We start from the raw sequence: 18,534 nt of genomic DNA on the forward strand, positions 1-18,534 counted from the left end.
AAGGAAAGTAAAATAATATGAAACAAAACACCCTATTCATAATCGCTGTTGTTGTATGTACCTTAGGTTTGAACGCTCAACTTCCACCATCATTCGCAAAAGATGTGTCTGAAAGAGCACGACCTTCAGAAATGACCAAAGTATATCTAACCCCTTCAAAAGTTATCTGGAAGTCTGACAACACCGGTCAATATCTCATCAATCCAGAGCAGCTTTTAAAAAAGGGAAATGGTCAACTTGCCGTCAACGAAACTAATCTCTTTCAACTCAAGAGTACTCAGGAGCATAGGCCTGGAATCCTTCTGGACTATGGAAAAGAGATACACGGCGGTGTTAAGATAGCCATGGGCATCAAAAATGATAAATCACCCGTAAAATTGCGTTTGCGTTTTGGTGAATCTGTTGGGGAAGCCATGTCAGAAATTGGTGGGGAAACCAACGCCACCAACGAACATTCCATGCGTGATTTTGTAGTTGAAGTACCGTGGTTGGGCACTATAGAGGTTGGTGAAACAGGGTTTCGCTTTCTGCGTATTGATGTGGTCGAGGCCAATCAGGAAGTTCCCCTTAAATCTGTGGAAGCCGCTTTTGTTTACCGTGATATTCCCTATTTGGGATCCTTCAACAGTAGCGATGAAAGACTCAATGAGATATGGCTCACCGGTGCTTACACTGTCCAATTGAACATGCAAGACTATCTGTGGGACGGCATCAAAAGGGACCGTCTGGTTTGGGTCGGTGATATGCATCCAGAGGTAATGACCATAAATACCGTTTTTGGCAATCATGATATCGTCCACAAAAGTTTGGACCTAGCCAGGGACCAACATCCGCTGCCTCAATGGATGAACGGTATCAGCTCATACTCCATGTGGTGGCTATTGATCCATAAAAACATGTATGACTATCACGGTGATATTGAATATCTAAAGGAGCAAGAAAGTTATATGATTGCACTTTTGGACCAACTTGCTTCCTTTATAGACAAGGACAATAAGGAAATCCTTGATGGAGTCCGGTTTATGGATTGGCCTACAAGTGAAATTCCAGAGGCAGTCCACGCAGGGCTTCAGGCTATGATGGTAATGACCTTTGAGGCTGGAAGCGAAATCATGGAGATTTATGGAAAACCAGAACTTAAGAAAAAGTATGGCAAAGTAGCCGAAAGACTCCGCAAGCACAAGCCTAAGGACAACACTACCAAACAAGCCGCCGCCTTAATGGCATTGGCCGATTTAGAAGATGCCCAAAAAATCAATACCACCATTTTAAAGAAAGATGGTGTAGAGCGAATGTCAACGTTTTACGGCTACTATATTTTAGAAGCCATGGCCAAAGCCGGGGATTATGATGGCGCTCTAAATGTAATTCGCGAGTATTGGGGCGGTATGCTCAATTTAGGGGCAACAACCTTTTGGGAAGACTTTGACATCCTCGATACCAAAAACACAGGACGCATTGATGAGTTGAGCCCTCCCAACAAATTCGACATTCATGGTGACTTTGGCGAGTATTGTTATGTGGGTTACAGGCACAGCCTATGTCATGGTTGGGCCAGCGGACCAACAGCGTGGCTCAGTCAATATGTACTAGGAATCAACGTAATGGACGCTGGTGAAAAGATTGAAATCAAACCCAATCTTGGAAATTTAAAATGGGCCAAAGGAAGTTTCCCAACAAAATATGGCGTGTTACAAGTAAGCCACACGAGAAATACCGATGGTTCTGTAAAAACTGAATATGACGCGCCTGAAGGATTAACCATTATCCAATAGAACAGAGAATTCACAATGAATAAATCACAGCTAAATTGTATTAAAACATTCTATTCACTAGTCGTTCTCATCTTAGTGAGCCACACTATGATCGCAAAGACCATTATTTTGACCAGCGATCAACAATTGACCGATTTAACCGATCCCGACAAAAAAATAGACATGTCCACGGGTTATGCAAAACGGTATGCCAGTCTTAGGGATGTCTGCGAAGAGGCGAAACGAAATGGCGACCACATCTTGACTATTGCTTTTGATGAATTCTTCAGGCAATATCGAAATCAAGAGGCAACGGAGCGTAAACTGACCCCAGATATGGATGCCTATGTGGATAAAATCAAAATTATCGCTGATTTTGCAGCTAAATACGGCCTGGGAATGGGGCTAAGTCTATTAAGCCCGCTAGAATTAGGGCCTGCCTTTAAAAACAAAACAGGGGAAAATGGCCTATGGCTCCATTACAAAGTGGGGCTACGCGACCCGCTTACCGGTAAGTTTAATGTACCGCTATGGCAACAAACAACTTGGTCCAATAACAAAGGTAATTTTGCCATTAAGCTCAAGGCGCATAAAGCCTACGCATTTAAAGAAACAATGTTACCAAACAGTCCGTATAAAATGGTTGATCGCGAGAATATATTGCCTTTGACCAATGTGAAATTGGATGTTTGGAAAGAGCAACCAGATGCTGATAATGATAGAGTTATGGACACCGATTTGTGGAGCAACCCCTCTACACCAAATCCAAATCGAAGTAAAAGAGTCAGTGTTTATGCCGATGAAACTGACGAATTGAAGGGCTATGACCGGGTCTTGGTACTATTGGAATATGAAGTCCCTGAAATGGAGTATTTCAGCCCTGAAGCATTGCCTTTTTTGAAGGATTTATTAAAAAAATATGACGATAAAGGCATCAAAATAGAGCATTTTTATTCTGACGAGATGCACATCCAGCAAGACTGGAAATATTTTCAACATCACGACAATGGCCAATTTGCATTGCGCTATTATGCACCAACCATGGGACAGCTTTTTGAAGAAAAATTTGGAACCGCCTTTGAAGAAAAGGACATACTGTTCTTTGCGTATGGACCAAACATTTATAGCAACAATGCCACAGCAACACAAAATGTGCAATATGTATTTGGGGAATCCGATGAGGATATTCAGCGTACGTTCCTATTTCGGGACCGCTATTATAAATTGATCAACACCCATGTTGTTGACCTGTTCAAAGAAGCAAAAGAATATGCCAGTGGGCTATTTGGAGTCGATGATTTTGGAACAAGCGGACATTCCTCATGGGCAGAAAGTCCCACGGTTGACCTATGGAATACTGAAGATTTGGAGCGCCACGCATATAAATATGAGTACACCTCAAATTTTATTTGGGGAAATACGGTGCAACAGGCAGCAGCAGCCTGTTACGATTATTTTAAATGGGGCGAATATCTTGAGCCAACAAGAAACGATTTTGCCGAATTAGGTTGGAACGATCGAAATTATTACGGAGCTGCCATGTCTGCCTCTCTAGGGGTTTTGAACCGTATTCCTGCCTCCTACCCTGCATTTTGGGGAATGCCCGAAGAGGTCAAGGAAAGAAAAGGTGCCATCAACGATGCCTACGGAGGGCGTACGCGCTCAAAGGCAATGGACCTGCTTACCGAAAAAGTGCATCGCGATGTGGATGTCCTCATTCTTTATCCCATGAACCTCGTTGCCGTAGAGGAACGTTTTGGCAGTTGGATGACCCAATACGGCTACGCAAATTTTATCACCGCAGAAAAATTATTGGAACTCGGTAAAATAAATTCCAATGGAAAACTACAAATAAAGGAAAAAGAGTACAGCACGCTTGTTACCTTGTTCGAACCCTTACCACAAGCTGGTCTTCTGGACATTATGGCTGATTTAAATCACAAAGGTGGAAAGGTCTTTTGGTTTGGTCCGCCACCCATCTTAAACGGGAATGGAGAAAATTGTCTAGAAAAATGGGAAAATCTCTTTGGCGTGGATTATGAATCAGAAAAAGTACAAGGCCAAATTGCAGTGGGCAAGAGAATAGATTTTCACAATCAATTGAAAGCAGTTTCACCACAGTATATCCTTACTGACTTTTTAGTTGACCGCATTTACCCTGTAAAACCCAAAAATGGCACTTCAAAACTGTCGTATTGCGATAATACTTTGCTGGTAGGAACTGGAAATGATAACGCCTACTATTTTGGATTCAGGCCCAGAGATGATCAATCTTCTAGTTTGGGCTACGAAACACGTACTCTTTTTGAACTATTGGATGGTTTAGGCGCATATCCCGCAACGGGCACTTTCCCTACGGTCAATGACAACACAGAACATATTTCAAGAACAACAGATTATTTGGCAACCCGTTTCCCGAACGGAGCAACGGTAATTGTTCGTCATTATAACAAACATAGGGAAACCTGGGCAGGTGGATTCTCAAGAGATATTGAAAAAGACCAAAAAGTTTTGGAACAAAACCCATTGCCACCAGCCGACCTCCAACTTTCAGATTTTAAGGTCAATGGTCATAATGTGGACTTTCAAGGAAGATTGACCATGGGTTTCCGACTCAATGAAGAAAAAGAACTTATCGCCTTTCAGGGGCAGGAATGTAACTCGGTGACCATTGATGGAAAAACCTTTACATTCTCTCAGAGTCCCTTGAAGAAAATTGCATTTGCCCCGTCTTTGAACAAAAGTGAAAACACCACAAAGATATGGGTTGAAGGCAGTGGTCAAGTATCCATTCCATTATCAAAAGCTCATGGCGGCCATCCCAAGTTAAAAAACGAAAAAGGAAGAAATATTAAACATAAGGTTGTCGATGACTCAATTCAGTTCGAAATAGATGGGAAATCCAATGGCAATTGGCTCAGCTTAAAATAAAGCAATATTCAACACCAAATAATGAATCCAATATGATATATTTTTTAAGAATATTCTTGACAGGTACTCTAGTATTCTCTATGACTCATGTTCTCACTGCCCAAAGCAGCGAACCGATGAACATAGTCTTTATTTTGGCCGATGATTTGGGTTGGAGCGACACCTCACTATATGGTACTACCGACTTTTATCAAACCCCCAACCTGGAACGACTGGCCGCCCGTGGAATGACCTTTACCAGAGCCTATTCTGCCAGTCCACTCTGCTCACCCACACGGGCCAGCATACTAACGGGGCAAACCGTGGCAAGACATGGTTTTACAGCACCGGAAGGGCATTTACCCGAAGTAAAACTTTCAGCAAGGCAATCAGATAAAGCATCTTCCAAGGAAAAGGCCATCATCACGGAATCGGCCACTAGATTGAATACGACCTACCCCACTTTGGGCAAGTTATTTAAAAAAGAAGGATACAGTACCGCACATTTTGGAAAGTGGCACTTGGGCCCTTCCCCCTACAGCCCATTGGAACATGGTTTTGATGTGGATATTCCCCACTGGCCAGGGCCAGGGCCTGCGGGAAGCTTTGTGGCCCCTTGGAAATATCCCGATTTTAAGGAGAAATACCCCCAAGAGCACATAGAGGACCGTATGGCCGATGAGGCTGTTGCTTGGTTGAGAAAACAAGATAAAAACGTTCCTTTTTATATGAACTATTGGCAATTCTCTGTCCATGCACCTTTTGATGCAAAAGAAAGTCTTATCCAACATTACCGAACCAAGGTTGATTTCAACAATCCGCAGCACTCCCCCACGTATGGAGCCATGGTGCACTCGCTGGACGATGCAGTGGGAACCTTGCTCGACGAAATAGATCGCATGGGTGCCGCAGACAATACCATCATTATCTTTTTCAGTGATAATGGAGGTAATATGTACGACGGCATCGTTGAGACACTTCCCGATGGGGAAAAATTCTTGACAGAACCAACTAGCAACAGGCCGCTCAGAGGAGGCAAGGCCACTATGTTTGAAGGCGGAATTAGAGTGCCCTGCGTTGTGGTTTGGCCGGGAGTGACGCAACCAGGGTCGGTCTCAAACGATATCATACAAGCCACAGATTTCTATCCCACCTTGCTTGAGCAATTGAACATGCAAAAACCGCAGAATCACAAAATTGATGGTGTCAACATACATAAAGCTTTGACAGGTGGTACTTTGGAGCGCAATCCCATCATTACGTATTTTCCGCATCAACCACCCGTTCCCGATTGGTTACCCGCCTCGGTGTCGGCCCATGAAGGGGATTGGAAATTGATTCGCCTGTTTCATCAGGGTGAAAACGGAAAGCACGATTATCGCCTGTACAACCTAAAATGGGATATTGGTGAAACACACGATATGTCTGCGGTTTATCCCGAAAAAGTTGCGGAATTGGATGCATATATCGAAGAGCATCTAAAAGATGCAAATGCAGTCATACCAAGAATCAATCCAGATTTTGACCCAAAAGAATACCACCCAGAACTAATTGGTATTCAGCCTAATGGTCCAAGAAACAAAACCAAAATAGAAATCGACTGACATAAGTGATTACTTCAAACAAATTATAAATATGAATCAGACCATTTTTCCAAAAATTGTTATAGCCTTTTTTATACTGGGTTCTGTGATGGAAACCGTAGGTCAAAACAAGCCAAATAATAAACGTACTAGTTACTCCGGGGAGACGTTCTCGATGGAAAATGAATATATTAAACTGAACTTTTATAAAAGGGTTCTAGGATGGGGATGGGGCGAAGTGATTTCACCTTCAGGCAAAATGATGGCCGTATTGGAACACTTTGGGGAAATAAAGCTACAAGACCAAGACATTCCCGTTCGTTTTGTTGCTGAAACCTATTCCAAAAAAAAGACCGAAAATGGTGAAGAGGTGGTTTTTGATGTTGCTTCGGTGGTTGTAAAGGAAGTGCTTGATAACACTTCTTTTGAAAATTGGATGGCCTACCCTTACACAGAACCTGCCATAAAGGGAACCGTGACCTTTACAATTGAAAATGATTCTCGGTTCGTAAAACTAAAATATCGATTAAAATCCACCGGCAATTATAACGCCCAATATATACGCGGACCATGGCTCAAAATAGGTGAAACTTCGTTTGAGACCCAAAAAACAGATGCCTTGCTGCCTGGTGTCGATTGGGCCATAGAAAAGGAATGGACCAGTGGCACGGATTTCTTCAAGGATCCTTGGGCCAAGCGATTTGTACCGCATCCCAACAAAGTATCCGTTCCGGTAATGGCGATAAGTCATAACGGCACAGGTGTGGGACTTTCATGGAACCCCAAACAAACCGCTTCAAGATGGTTCAATTATCGTGCCCATCGACCACAGCCTGTTTTTGCCTCCCCAAATTTCATAGACCGAAAGAACAATCATCTTATGGGGCTGATGGTGCCCGATGCCTCAATTGAAGGACATGAAAATGAGGTGGTCGCCGAGATACCTTTGGAGCTTAAAATTGACCAGACCATAAATTTTGACGCCGAATTATGGCTAAGCGATGGTAATAGCATAGCTGTCTTAACCGACTGGGTGAAACAACATGGCCTTCCAGAACCCTCTGAGCCGCGTTGGCCACATAAAGAAACCCTGGATCGAATTTCAGCTGCATACAACACTAATTTCTGGCATGAAGGAAAAGGTTTTGGGTTGACCCAGCGACCAGAAAAATCCATCAAACCCAATGTACCAGAATTCTTATTGCGTTATATCAAGGAGAACAAGAGGAGTAAAATCGCTAGGGAGCTACAGACCAAGGTAGATTGGAGCCTTTCACAAATGGGCGATGGTTCAAAAACTCAAAATGAACTTATTAAAGAAGGAAATAGGCTATTGGCCGAACAAAAGTCCGATGGTTCCTTTGTTTTCAATCCAGATGTTATCGACAAAGATGATTTTAAGGTGGCAACCACATTTATAGAACCTATGGGTCTTAGAGGTGAAACCGCCTTGGATATTACCATAAGACCAGCCACACGCTTGTTGAAAATAGGAATAAAAACAAAAGATCAACGCTTTTTAGACGCTGCCCAAAGGGCTTTCGACTTTTGCATGGAATATCAAAGACCCGAAGCAGGCGATTTCTGGGAAACTCCTTTACACGCAGCAAACCTTTTGGCTGCAGGCCATGCAGCCGTGGGAAATTACCTTGCCTACAAAGAATTCAAAGATGAAAAATACAAGGAAAAGGCCATCTATTGGATGCGCACATTGCTCGCCTTTACCCATCTTTGGGAACCAGAAGACTTACCCCTCTTGTATAACACTAAACCAGTACTCAGTTCAAGCGATTGGTATTTTGCCAACTGGGTACGTGATCATGTACAGTGGGAAGTACTAGCAGTATTCGCAGATGTGGCCCAAAACAATCTTAAATGGGATGAAATAGACCCCGAAATTGACTGGTTGCGGTACCAAGAAGGGATTACCAACGCGGCGATTCGATGGATGGCTGCAGTGACTATCGATAGAGATTGGTTACCCCATAATTTACCAGAAACACAAGATCGGTACTTCAGAGGAGAGTTCGATTATGCATTTCCAGATACACATAATAGTGTAAGTGGCAACTACGGCGGAATGATGATCATGCCCTCTTCTATTGCCGAAAACATTTACTACCTATTAGATAGAAAAGCGGGAAAAAAATGAGGACGGGGTTCAAAAAAATGAGATTCAAAATTTTATATGGGCTATTGCTGTTATTCTTGATGCCCATTTTTGCAGGTTCCCTTCCAGATCCCGGAAAGGAATATCACATTTTTCAGTTTCCGAAGAACCAAATTCCCCGAATTGATGGTGAGTTTTCAGACTGGGATATGGTACCGGAATCCTATAATATAGGTCTGGACCAGCTTATGGACACCCGCTTTGGCAATGGGACAAATCTAGACCCAAAGGATTTTGATATCTCCGTAAAGGTAGGTTGGGTAAAAGGACTTAATAGGTTGTATTTCTATTTGGAAATGTATGATGATTATTGGGATTTTAACGACGCGGCACTCGGCCAGGATATTTTTGAGTTGGTAGTAGATGGAAACCTATCCGCAGGCCCGTTCATCAAACAGCACAATGGCAACAAAGACAAAATTTCTGTAGAGGAATTACATTTTAAAGGTCATGGTGCCCATGCTCAAAACTACCATATTTTCACTCCAGTCCAAGATAAGGATGCTGTCATGATATGGGGAAATACACCTTGGATAAAGGAGTTTCCACATTTTAATGTGGCCTACGATTATGCTTTCGAGCATTCGGAAAGTGGAAAATTAAAAATGGAGTTTTGGATGACTCCGTTTGACCATGCATCTGTTGAAGGCTTCCAAGAATCCACTGTGACCCAGTTGAAAGAAAACAATCGTATTGGGGTTTCTTGGTGCTTCCTTGATTTTGATGGTGAGGCTTGTGAATCGTTTATGAACTTGGCACACGACACCAAAATGATTTATGATGCTTCGTACCTCAATATTTTTCGGTTGATGCCCCTAGAAAAAAAGTTTACAGAACCCATCGAAGCCAATTGGGACTTTGTTGAACTGGACCGTGACCAACGGTGGTTTCAATTTAAGGATGAATCCAAAGGAAACATTACAAGCTGGCATTGGGATTTTGGTGATGGAAATTCGTCAACCGATCAACATCCCTCGCACCGGTACAACGAGGCCGGCGAATGGACCATAATACTAACGGTAGAAGGTCCAGAAGGTAAATCGATACGTTCCAAAGTTTGGGATGTCGTAACAAAATAAACTATATACATGAAATTAGGATTATTGTGTAAAATTTGCCTTCAAACCATTAGTTTAATGGTTCTTGGCTTAGGCATTATAAACGCTCAAAAATCATCATCTCCACTTGTCTCCCAACAATTTGCAGATACCTGGAGCGCTACCGATGATCTTCAGCGCAGCTTGCCATTGAACAAAGAAACCGGGAATCTTGAAAAAGATAAGTTCGTGGGCATCTTTTACTTTACGTGGCTCGGTGCCCATGGACATGACGAACACACCCAGACCCTTCCGGACGAAGGGGTACATCCCAAAACGGTTGCTGATACTCTTAGTCCTTATGATATTACTGAAATTATAAAGGCAAACCCAAAAAACCCAAAATATGGTCCGGTCAAGGCTTTTCATCATTGGGGTGAACCTTATTTTGGTTATTATTTAACCAATGACGAATGGGTCATTATGAAACATGCCCAATTATTGTCCGATGCAGGTATTGATGTCATTGTTTTTGATGTAACCAATTCCTTGGCATATCTTCCCCAAGTCAAAAAAATTTGTAGGGTTTTCACAGAGCTTGAGAAAAAGGGTTGGGCAGTACCCAAAATTGCCTTCTTGACCAACACCAAGCATGTTGAGACCACGGAGAAAATATACAACGGCTTTTATAAGAAAGGGCTTTACAGAAATCTTTGGTTTTATTGGAAAGGCAAGCCACTTTTAATGGGTAATAACGAAGGCTTGAATGCCGAACTGACCGATTATTTCAACTTTAGAAGATCCTGGGCCTGGACGGATGGCCAAGAATGGTTTGGAGACGGAAAGGACAAATGGCCCTGGATCGATCATTATCCGCAGAACTTTGGTTGGCACGATTCTCCCGATATACCGGAACAAATTGTGGTTTCAACTGCGCAACACCCTATTTCCAATATTGGACGCAGTTTCCATAATGGAAAACAGCCGTCACCAGACAGTATTCAATCTGGGAAGGGGCTATTTTTTGATGAGCAATGGAGAAGGGCGCTAGAGGTAGACCCCGAATTTGTGTTCATTACCGGGTGGAACGAATGGGTGGCCATGCGGTTTGATGATGGCAAGGCCAAAAACATGATGGGCCAGCCTATTAAAAAAGGAGAAACCTATTTTGTTGACCAATATAATGCCGAATTCAGCAGGGATATTGAACCCATGAAAGGTGGCTTTAAAGACAATTATTATTATCAAATGGTGGCCAATATCAGGAAATTCAAGGGTACTAGACCGCTTTCTCAAGATCCAGGCCGCCACAAAATAAAAATTGACGGTAGATTTGGTGATTGGGAAAAAGTTTCCACCTCCTATTACGACCATGAAGGAGATATTCTTCATCGATCACATCCTGGTTGGGGCCGAATAACGGTATACCAAAACGCTTCGGGAAGAAATGATCTGGTAGAGGCAAAGGTTGCTGAAAATTCTCAGAACCTTTATTTTCTCCTCAAGATTTCAGAAAAATTTGAAACCAAGGAATGGCCTACGGGTCTAATCCTTTTTATCAAGGACACCGAATCCAATCAACCTGCCTGGGAAGGGTTTCATTACATGATTAAAATCGGGGTGAACGGTTTACAACTTCATGAATCTGAAGGGGGATGGATTTGGAAGGAAAAAGCTAAAATTGACTCAAAGTTATCGGGCAATGCATTAGAACTCGCCATTCCAAAATCGGTTTTGAACCTAAAAGGAAAAAATCTGGAATTCAAATGGGCCGATAACACTTCCACCGGTGGGGATATCATGAAATTCTATGATCAAGGCGATGTTGCCCCAAACGCCAGATTCACCTATCGGTATAAAATCATAAATCCGTAAAATAAAGAACATGATTAGAAAAGCCTTTAAAATGAAATTGTTTCCCAATAAGGTCCAGGAGTACACCCAAAGGCATAATCCCATTTGGCCAGAACTTGAGGATACACTCAAAAAGCATGGTGTAACTAACTACAGTATTTTTTTGGATTCAGATACAGATACACTCTTTGGCTATGCCGAAATTGAATCTGAAGAAAAATGGAATGCCATTGCAGAAACAACCATCTGTAAAAAATGGTGGGCCTACATGGCCGATTTAATGGAGACCCATGATGACAATAGTCCTGTATCAAAAGAATTGAACTCTGTATTTTATATGTCTTAGCCTATGAAAACATTGATATATTTTACTTTAATTTCATTTCTAGCAATAACGTTTGCTTGCAAAGAAAAAACTCAAGAGGAGCCCAAAACTAAACAACCACTCAATGTTGTACTGATCCTTACCGACGACCAGGGTGCACATCTGTCCGCTCTTGGAACCAAAGGAATTGAAACGCCGAACGTTGATGCATTGGCAAAAAATGGAATGATGTTTACCAACTCTTTTGCTGTTGTCCCTTCATGTTCACCCAGTAGAAGTTCCATAATGACGGGCATGTACCCTCATGCCAATGGACATTGGCGGAATACAATAACACCCAAACTATCTGACGGGGACAAAGAATTTACCAGGGCATCTTCCACCGTGGACAAAGTGGGCATCCATGAGTATATTGAAACACTTCCTGAGATACTTCAAGAAAATGGATACTTCACCGCTATCACGCAAAAGTTCCACATGAGTCCGCCATGGAAGTTTCCATATAGCGCAAGAAATGCCGTTCAAAATAGTCCAGAAGAATTCAAGAGGGTCATTTCTGATTTTATCACTGAGGCGGATGACAAACCTTTCTTTTTTCAGGCCAATATTGCCCCTCCCCATCGAAATCTGGATAAACACATGGAAGATTTTCCGGAATTCCTTCCCCATAGAGACAGCATTGAAGTTCCCGAATATTTGGCTGATACTCCTGCTATGCGAGAAGATTTGGCCAAATATTATGGCTCTGTACAGTTGGCAGATGCCTGTGCGGGGAGTATTATGAATGTTTTGAAGGAAAAAGGACTCCTGGAAAATACCTTGATCATCTATACCGGCGACCAAGGTGAGCCTTACCATCGGGCAAAAGCATCACCGTATTACGCCGGTCTCCAAGTACCCTTTGTAGCGAGTGGCCCAATGGTACAGAAAGACAAGGTTTCCGAGGCGTTGATATCGCATATCGATATTATGCCTACTATATTGGATTATTTGGAAATCGATATTCCCGAAACGGTTCAAGGTAATTCATTAAAGCCTGTTTTTTCTGGAGAATCCGAAAAAGTACAAGGACGTAATTATGTCTTCGGTGAACATAACTCTCACGGTCCCATAAGAGCAGAACACTATCCCAGCAGGGTAATCTTTGATGGAAGATTTTACTATATCCAAAATTTGATGCATCAAAAAACATACGAATTACCCGCAGATCTGATGGTAGAGAAAGGATGGGGCAATGGAAGCTACCAAGCGACCTTGAATGCAGAGCTAACACACCCTGTTCAATACAAACTATTAAGACAGTTGGAATCGGGTCGCCCATTCGAGGAATTGTACGACATGCAAAACGATCCCGGGCAATTAATAAATCTAGCAGGAAAAGAAGCTTATCTTGAAAAACAGGAAGAACTCAAAAATGCACTTTTAAAATGGCGGGATGAATCGAATGATTTGTCTGACGACCCACAAGACATTAAAACCAGACAATCACAACTTTAAACTATATGAAACGAGCAGTACAGTTAATAATGATGATATACATTGGTGGTATTCTTTATAGTTGCAAAAACAACAATGCAAAAGACCCTGACGTGTCATCCAACAAAAAAACCATTTCTAACCGGCCAAATATAATTTTCATCATGGACGACCAACACCGTTGGGATGCACTAGGGAAGATAAATAGTCAGGTAATCACCCCTACCTTGGACAGTCTTGCTACTCATGGTATTTATTTCAGCCAAGCGGTTTGCCAAGCACCTATGTGTGTTCCGAGCAGAAACTCGATTATGTTTGGTCTATATCCAAATCAAACAGGTGTTTTCCGTAATAACGGAGGTGTTCCCGATTCATTAATGCCGGGTAAGACAATGGCACAATATTTTATGGATGCTGGCTATGAGACTGCAGGCTTCGGCAAAACGCACTGGGGCAAATACAAAACGAACACTAGAGGATTTGAAACGCGCTATGTTTCTGAAATTCCTGAAGAAGGAGCTATTAGTATGGCAGAAATGAATCCGGACGCCAAGGCAAGATATGATGCCGAAATAGCGCCCATGGGTGCTGGAGAGGAAAACAATCTTGGCTACCTTGGATTTACCAGTAAACTGCCCGAAGAGGACCACAGGGATGGATGGATTACCAAGCAGGCCATTGACTACATCAAAAAGCGAAATGATGATAGGCCACTATTCCTTTATCTATCTTATATGAAACCACATGCAGGCCATAATGTTCCCGAAGGTTACGAAGACCTGTATGCTGCAGATACCATCCAATATGCGCAACAACCTCCGTGGAAAGCAGATTATTCACCACATAGCAAAGGAGTGAATAGGCGTGATATGTACGAGGGCTATTGGAAAAATGCTTCTGAAGAGGAATGGAAGCTGATGACAATGCGATACTATGCAAACGTTACTTGGATAGACAACATGATGGGCAAAACCTTAAAAGCACTAAAGGATAAGGGAATCTTGGACAATGCCATTGTCATTTATACTTCGGACCATGGGGAAATGTTGGGGGAACGTTACTATCGCTTCAACAAATACAATTTGTACGAATCTAGCGTACGAGTTCCTATGATTCTTTCAGGAAATGCATTGCCAAATACCATTCAAAAAAATACAGTTAACAATAAGCCCGTAGAAAATATTGATATTCTGCCCACTTTGCTCAACGCAGCAAATATTGATTTGAATAAAGAACTGCCTGGCAAAGACTTATTGGGCGCTATAGGTAGAACTGGCAGCTTCTCGGCCCTACATGAGCGTGACGGAGAGGCTGCATTTATGTGGCGTACTCAAGAATATAAGTTGATTTTGGTCTTTGAACGGCAAAAAATGGTCAAAGACTACAAAGAAGAGCATATTCTTACAGGTGAGTTCTATAACCTCACCCAAGACCCCAATGAATGGGATGATCTATATGGAAATGTGAGTGTCCAAGACGTTCAGGATAAGTTAACCAAAGCACTTGTTGCTCATTTACAGCAGCAGTAAAGCGCAATCGTTAAGCTTTAATCTGACATGTTAATTTTTTCAATCAGTCAATCCTTAGAAAAAAGAATGGCTCAAAAAGTGCCACTACCATCCCAGGGGAAATTGTCATTTGCCCATTACGGACAAATTCCTTGAAACCCTCGATTAATCCAGCCAATTTGATAAGCTGGCGGATATAGTTTTCTGATCGCTCTAAACGTTTTGCAATCTCAACGGGCTCGTAACGGTCCAACAAAAACTGGAAGTCCTCGACCTCCTCCGTGGGTTTCACGTTCATTCATTGTAGGTTTTCAATAATCTGTACTTCAAGAACTTCAGGGTCGACATAATCCCTCACCATAGTGCCGATATTGGTCAATACTGCCAATTTACTGTCATGAAACCGCCTTTCACCCATGACGATGATGTAGCCTTCAACATAATTGTGTAGGGTATTCGGTTGCAACACTTCATGTTCTGCAAAGCTCTGAGCCAAATGATTCGGACTTTGATCATCAAAAGTTTTTCGGGGTTGACGCGGTTTTGGGGAAACCGAACCGATTTCCAACATTTGGATTTGTGGAACATCTTCCACTTTTCCGGAACTATTCGTTGTCTTTTCTTGGCGGCTTGCCCATTGTTTCTCCTTTGGACCGCTCTTTGTTTTGTTGGTGCTTATATAATTTTTTGGATTTTCCTTAAACAATATTTGAGCATTGACCAAGCGGAAGTCAAAATATTGGTGTGGCAAGGAAACGGAATAAACAGTGACCAATGGAATGGCTTTAAGCCGTCCCTTGTCCAAGAAAATTATGCTAGCTTAACTTTTGGGAATATTGGATAGCTACATATCTCACTCCTTAAAGTTATTCTGAAGTTATGGAAAGTTTCCCCTTTTATGCATTATTTGAGTCGAAAAGCAACATCCATGACAATCTGTTCCGAGTTTGGAATCCCAATTTGTTTTGCAATAGTCTTCCAATCTTTTTCAGGGTTTTGGACCTCTCTCAAAATATGGTCCATTTCTATACTTTTCAATCGAAAGTATTCGCCTACGCTTTTGGCCAAATCAAAATCCAATGCATTGTTGTCCATGTCGATGTTCAAAGCCAAACCTGATTTGTCCATTGAGGGGTTAATATCATAGGCTGGGGACAAAATCCATCCTTTTGGTGTCAAAAGGAATCCATGGTTCCACCAATGGTCATCAGTATACGAAATGGCAATATTGAAAACGATTCGGCGCCATAGCTAGTGGAGATTCTTTTCGACATCCGCTCCATGGTTCTATATGAATATATGAGGCTTTCTGATCCGCAGCAATGGAACGAGTTATGTAACAATGGACAAATTATAACTCATTTTGCTTCGATTGACTGTAAATATTCCCTTTATGGACTACATAAGTTTATTGTTGAGGTTGAGCTCTGTATAACAACTGATAAAATAATTGGTAAAAAACCTTTTGTTGAAACGCATGCTATGGAAAAGTATCTTGGAAACTTCAACATAAATTAACAAATGGAAGAATTTCATTGGTAGCACATACCTATTTTTATAGTTGTTTGGTTATATGGGAATTGGTTGAATGAGAAAATAAGAGATAATCACAGAAAAGGTAAATAAAACAAAAGCCCCTGTGAGAAAACTTAGTACCATAATATTAGTTTTCGATTATTAGATTGAAAACTCAACCCCACTGTACAGATACCGTACAATTATAAAAACAAAAAAACTTAAAAAGCACTATTTCAGCTAATTAAGTCTTTACATTCGTACAAGCAGAGAAACTCGAACACTCACACCTTCCGGAACTATATCCTAAGTTTCACAAGGATCCAATTTAACTATATTTTATAACTATAAATAGTTTCTTAAACCTATATGAAGAAACCTTATAAAATATCAATTGTTGTACTTATGTTGTACCTGAAATAAAAAAGCCGAGAAATGAATCTCGGCTTTTCCCTTTGTACTCGAGGTGGGAATCGAACCCACACTCCCGAAAGAACTGGATTTTGAATCCAGCGCGTCTACCAATTCCGCCACTCGAGCTTGTAAAATAGGATTGCAAAACTATAAAATATTTTTATTTCCACACCAAAAAATTAAACAATTATCCTTTAGCAAGACAAATTAATTTCTAAATTTGCACCTCCTTAGAAAACACCTGTGCTTTGCGCAGACCAAGTAGGCACTTTATGGTCCCTTCTTCTTAAGGATCGAGAATCAATAAAAAAGACATGCCATACAGCGTTCCAGAACCTAAATTCTTTGCTTGTACCCAGAGTACCGTTTTAGGAGAAAAAATTGCCAAGGCCTATGGCGTGGAACTGGGCAACATCATATTTTCACGATATAGCGACGGAGAGTTTCAGCCCTCCTTTGAGGAGTCCATAAGGGGTACTAGAATTTTTATTATTGGTTCTACCCATCCAGGACCTGAAAATCTAATGGAAATGTTGTTGATGATCGATGGGGCAAAAAGGGCTTCCGCGCGTCATATAACCGCTGTAATGCCTTATTTTGGTTGGGCCAGACAGGATAGGAAGGACAAACCTAGGGTACCCATTGCTGCGAAACTCGTTGCTAAAATGTTGGAGACCGCCGGAGCCACTAGAATCATTACCATGGATTTGCATGCAGACCAGATTCAGGGGTTCTTTGAAAAACCGGTAGATCATTTGTTTGCCTCTACCTTGTTCCTACCTTATTTACAAGATTTAGGGTTGGAAAACCTCACGATAGCTTCCCCGGATATGGGTGGTTCCAAAAGGGCCTATGCTTATTCCAAGGCCTTGGACAGTGATGTTGTTGTATGTTATAAACAACGGGCAAAGGCAAATGTTATCTCTCACATGGAATTGATCGGGGATGTACAGGGAAAGAACGTAGTGTTAGTGGATGATATGGTGGATACCGCCGGTACATTGACAAAGGCGGCAGATTTGATGATAGAGAGAGGTGCCGTTAGCGTAAGGGCAATTGCGACACATGGTTTACTGTCCGGCAATGCCTATGAGAAAATCGAAAAGTCCAAACTAACGGAATTGATCATTACCGATTCTATTCCTTTGGAAATAAAAAGTGATAAAGTAAAAGTACTCAGTTGTGCCGATTTGTTTGCGGACGTCATGCATAAAGTACATAATAACAATTCCATTTCGTCCAAATTTTTGATGTAACGAATCGGCGAAATGGCGACAATTTGAATTATTAATTTTAATATATATAATGAAGTCAATTACAATTAAAGGATCAGAAAGAGAAAGCGTGGGCAAAAAGTCGACAAAGGCCCTACGTAATGCTGGAAAGGTTCCTTGCGTAGTATACGGAGGGGATAAACCATTGCACTTTTCAGCAGACGAACTAGCGTTCAGGGATTTGGTTTACACCGCCAATGCGCACACAGTTGCAATTGAATTGGACAATGGTGCCAAAGTGAATGCCGTAATGCAGGACATACAGTTCCACCCAGTAACCGATAGCATCATGCACATCGATTTCTATCAGTTGTTCGAGGACAAACCTGTAACCATGAACATTCCTGTTAGGTTGCAAGGTAACTCCCCAGGGGTTAGAAATGGTGGACGTCTATTGTTCAGGAAAAGAAAACTTGCCATTAAGGCATTACCGGATAAATTACCGGATTTCTTTGATGTGGATATTTCCAAACTTAGAATTGGACAAAACATTTCAGTTGCTTCTTTGTTGAGCGACGATTTTACAATTCTTCACCCAGAATCCACAACGGTAGTACAGGTTAAAACTGCACGTACGGCCGTTATGACCGATGACGATGATGAAGAATTGGACGATGAAGCAGAAGGTGCAGAAGCAAGTGCCGATGGAGCAGAGGCCCCAGCGGAAGAAGCTGCCCAAGAATAAATTTGATTTACAAAAACAAAAAGCGCCCC

14 protein-coding genes and 1 tRNA gene are annotated in these 18,534 nt (G+C 41.8%); 11 read left to right on the forward strand and 4 right to left on the reverse strand.

What is annotated here, in order from left to right:
• Positions 1 to 17: 17 nt before the first annotated feature.
• The 9 genes from DZC72_RS03290 to DZC72_RS03330 all read left to right on the forward strand — a co-directional run bounded on the left by DZC72_RS03290 (position 18) and on the right by DZC72_RS03330 (position 14,638).
• Positions 18 to 1,775 (forward strand): alpha-L-rhamnosidase-related protein, encoded by a 1,758-nt coding sequence (locus DZC72_RS03290; RefSeq protein WP_125221460.1) that lies wholly within the window; start codon positions 18 to 20, stop codon positions 1,773 to 1,775.
• An 87-nt stretch (positions 1,776 to 1,862) separates the two neighbouring features.
• Positions 1,863 to 4,685 (forward strand): hypothetical protein, encoded by a 2,823-nt coding sequence (locus DZC72_RS03295; RefSeq protein ID WP_207891705.1) that lies wholly within the window; start codon positions 1,863 to 1,865, stop codon positions 4,683 to 4,685.
• 32 nt (positions 4,686 to 4,717) lie between these two features.
• Complete coding sequence (locus tag DZC72_RS03300) at positions 4,718 to 6,268, forward strand: sulfatase (protein WP_125221462.1); 1,551 nt, start codon at positions 4,718 to 4,720, stop codon at positions 6,266 to 6,268.
• 31 nt (positions 6,269 to 6,299) lie between these two features.
• Positions 6,300 to 8,399: a glycoside hydrolase family 88 protein gene (locus tag DZC72_RS03305; protein WP_125221463.1), complete on the forward strand. Its 2,100-nt coding sequence runs from the start codon at positions 6,300 to 6,302 to the stop codon at positions 8,397 to 8,399.
• A 17-nt stretch (positions 8,400 to 8,416) separates the two neighbouring features.
• Positions 8,417 to 9,496, forward strand: coding sequence for a PKD domain-containing protein (locus DZC72_RS03310; protein ID WP_243641634.1), 1,080 nt, complete (start codon positions 8,417 to 8,419; stop codon positions 9,494 to 9,496).
• Between the two features lie 57 nt (positions 9,497 to 9,553).
• Entirely contained in the window at positions 9,554 to 11,329 is a 1,776-nt protein-coding gene (locus tag DZC72_RS03315) for a glycoside hydrolase family 71/99 protein (RefSeq protein ID WP_125221464.1), read from the forward strand.
• A 10-nt stretch (positions 11,330 to 11,339) separates the two neighbouring features.
• On the forward strand, positions 11,340 to 11,654 hold the full coding sequence (gene rhaM, locus DZC72_RS03320; RefSeq protein WP_125221465.1) for an L-rhamnose mutarotase: 315 nt from the start codon (positions 11,340 to 11,342) through the stop codon (positions 11,652 to 11,654).
• A gap of 3 nt (positions 11,655 to 11,657) precedes the next feature.
• Positions 11,658 to 13,130: a sulfatase family protein gene (locus DZC72_RS03325; RefSeq protein ID WP_125221466.1), complete on the forward strand. Its 1,473-nt coding sequence runs from the start codon at positions 11,658 to 11,660 to the stop codon at positions 13,128 to 13,130.
• A 5-nt stretch (positions 13,131 to 13,135) separates the two neighbouring features.
• The gene (locus DZC72_RS03330; protein WP_125221467.1) at positions 13,136 to 14,638 is read left to right on the forward strand and encodes a sulfatase family protein; all 1,503 of its coding nucleotides are present in this window, start codon (positions 13,136 to 13,138) and stop codon (positions 14,636 to 14,638) included.
• Positions 14,639 to 14,681: 43 nt separating this feature from the next.
• On the opposite strand, the gene DZC72_RS03335 is transcribed toward DZC72_RS03330, so the two are convergent.
• The 4 genes from DZC72_RS03335 to DZC72_RS03350 all read right to left on the reverse strand — a co-directional run bounded on the left by DZC72_RS03335 (position 14,682) and on the right by DZC72_RS03350 (position 16,672).
• On the reverse strand, positions 14,682 to 14,915 hold the full coding sequence (locus DZC72_RS03335; RefSeq protein WP_125221468.1) for a hypothetical protein: 234 nt from the start codon (positions 14,913 to 14,915) through the stop codon (positions 14,682 to 14,684).
• The gene (locus DZC72_RS03340) at positions 14,916 to 15,422 is read right to left on the reverse strand and encodes a ParB N-terminal domain-containing protein (RefSeq protein ID WP_125221469.1); all 507 of its coding nucleotides are present in this window, start codon (positions 15,420 to 15,422) and stop codon (positions 14,916 to 14,918) included.
• A 98-nt stretch (positions 15,423 to 15,520) separates the two neighbouring features.
• A complete protein-coding gene (locus tag DZC72_RS03345) occupies positions 15,521 to 15,856 on the reverse strand; it encodes a HipA domain-containing protein (protein WP_125221470.1) in 336 nt (111 codons plus the stop codon).
• Between the two features lie 734 nt (positions 15,857 to 16,590).
• Positions 16,591 to 16,672 (reverse strand) — tRNA-Leu (locus DZC72_RS03350).
• Positions 16,673 to 16,860: 188 nt separating this feature from the next.
• On the opposite strand from DZC72_RS03350, the gene DZC72_RS03355 reads away from it, so the two are divergent.
• Together DZC72_RS03355 and DZC72_RS03360 are read left to right on the forward strand one after the other, a co-directional pair.
• Positions 16,861 to 17,802, forward strand: coding sequence for a ribose-phosphate pyrophosphokinase (locus tag DZC72_RS03355; RefSeq protein WP_125221471.1), 942 nt, complete (start codon positions 16,861 to 16,863; stop codon positions 17,800 to 17,802).
• 49 nt (positions 17,803 to 17,851) lie between these two features.
• The gene (locus DZC72_RS03360; protein ID WP_125221472.1) at positions 17,852 to 18,505 is read left to right on the forward strand and encodes a 50S ribosomal protein L25/general stress protein Ctc; all 654 of its coding nucleotides are present in this window, start codon (positions 17,852 to 17,854) and stop codon (positions 18,503 to 18,505) included.
• The last annotated feature ends 29 nt before the right edge of the window (positions 18,506 to 18,534 follow it).

Origin of the sequence: Maribacter algicola (assembly GCF_003933245.1) — a bacterium.
GTDB classification, from domain to species: Bacteria; Bacteroidota; Bacteroidia; order Flavobacteriales; family Flavobacteriaceae; genus Maribacter; species Maribacter algicola.

Bases quoted from the DNA above. Each gene is read 5' to 3' on its own strand.
- DZC72_RS03360 (WP_125221472.1), top strand. From the start codon at position 17,852: ATGAAGTCAATTACAATTAAAGGATCAGAAAGAGAAAGCGTGGGCAAA.
- DZC72_RS03335 (WP_125221468.1), bottom strand. From the start codon at position 14,915: ATGAACGTGAAACCCACGGAGGAGGTCGAGGACTTCCAGTTTTTGTTG.
- DZC72_RS03290 (WP_125221460.1), top strand. From the start codon at position 18: ATGAAACAAAACACCCTATTCATAATCGCTGTTGTTGTATGTACCTTA.
- DZC72_RS03325 (WP_125221466.1), top strand. From the start codon at position 11,658: ATGAAAACATTGATATATTTTACTTTAATTTCATTTCTAGCAATAACG.
- DZC72_RS03305 (WP_125221463.1), top strand. From the start codon at position 6,300: ATGAATCAGACCATTTTTCCAAAAATTGTTATAGCCTTTTTTATACTG.
- DZC72_RS03330 (WP_125221467.1), top strand. From the start codon at position 13,136: ATGAAACGAGCAGTACAGTTAATAATGATGATATACATTGGTGGTATT.
- DZC72_RS03310 (WP_243641634.1), top strand. From the start codon at position 8,417: ATGAGATTCAAAATTTTATATGGGCTATTGCTGTTATTCTTGATGCCC.
- DZC72_RS03300 (WP_125221462.1), top strand. From the start codon at position 4,718: ATGATATATTTTTTAAGAATATTCTTGACAGGTACTCTAGTATTCTCT.
- DZC72_RS03315 (WP_125221464.1), top strand. From the start codon at position 9,554: ATGGTTCTTGGCTTAGGCATTATAAACGCTCAAAAATCATCATCTCCA.
- DZC72_RS03355 (WP_125221471.1), top strand. From the start codon at position 16,861: ATGCCATACAGCGTTCCAGAACCTAAATTCTTTGCTTGTACCCAGAGT.
- rhaM (WP_125221465.1), top strand. From the start codon at position 11,340: ATGATTAGAAAAGCCTTTAAAATGAAATTGTTTCCCAATAAGGTCCAG.
- DZC72_RS03295 (WP_207891705.1), top strand. From the start codon at position 1,863: ATGATCGCAAAGACCATTATTTTGACCAGCGATCAACAATTGACCGAT.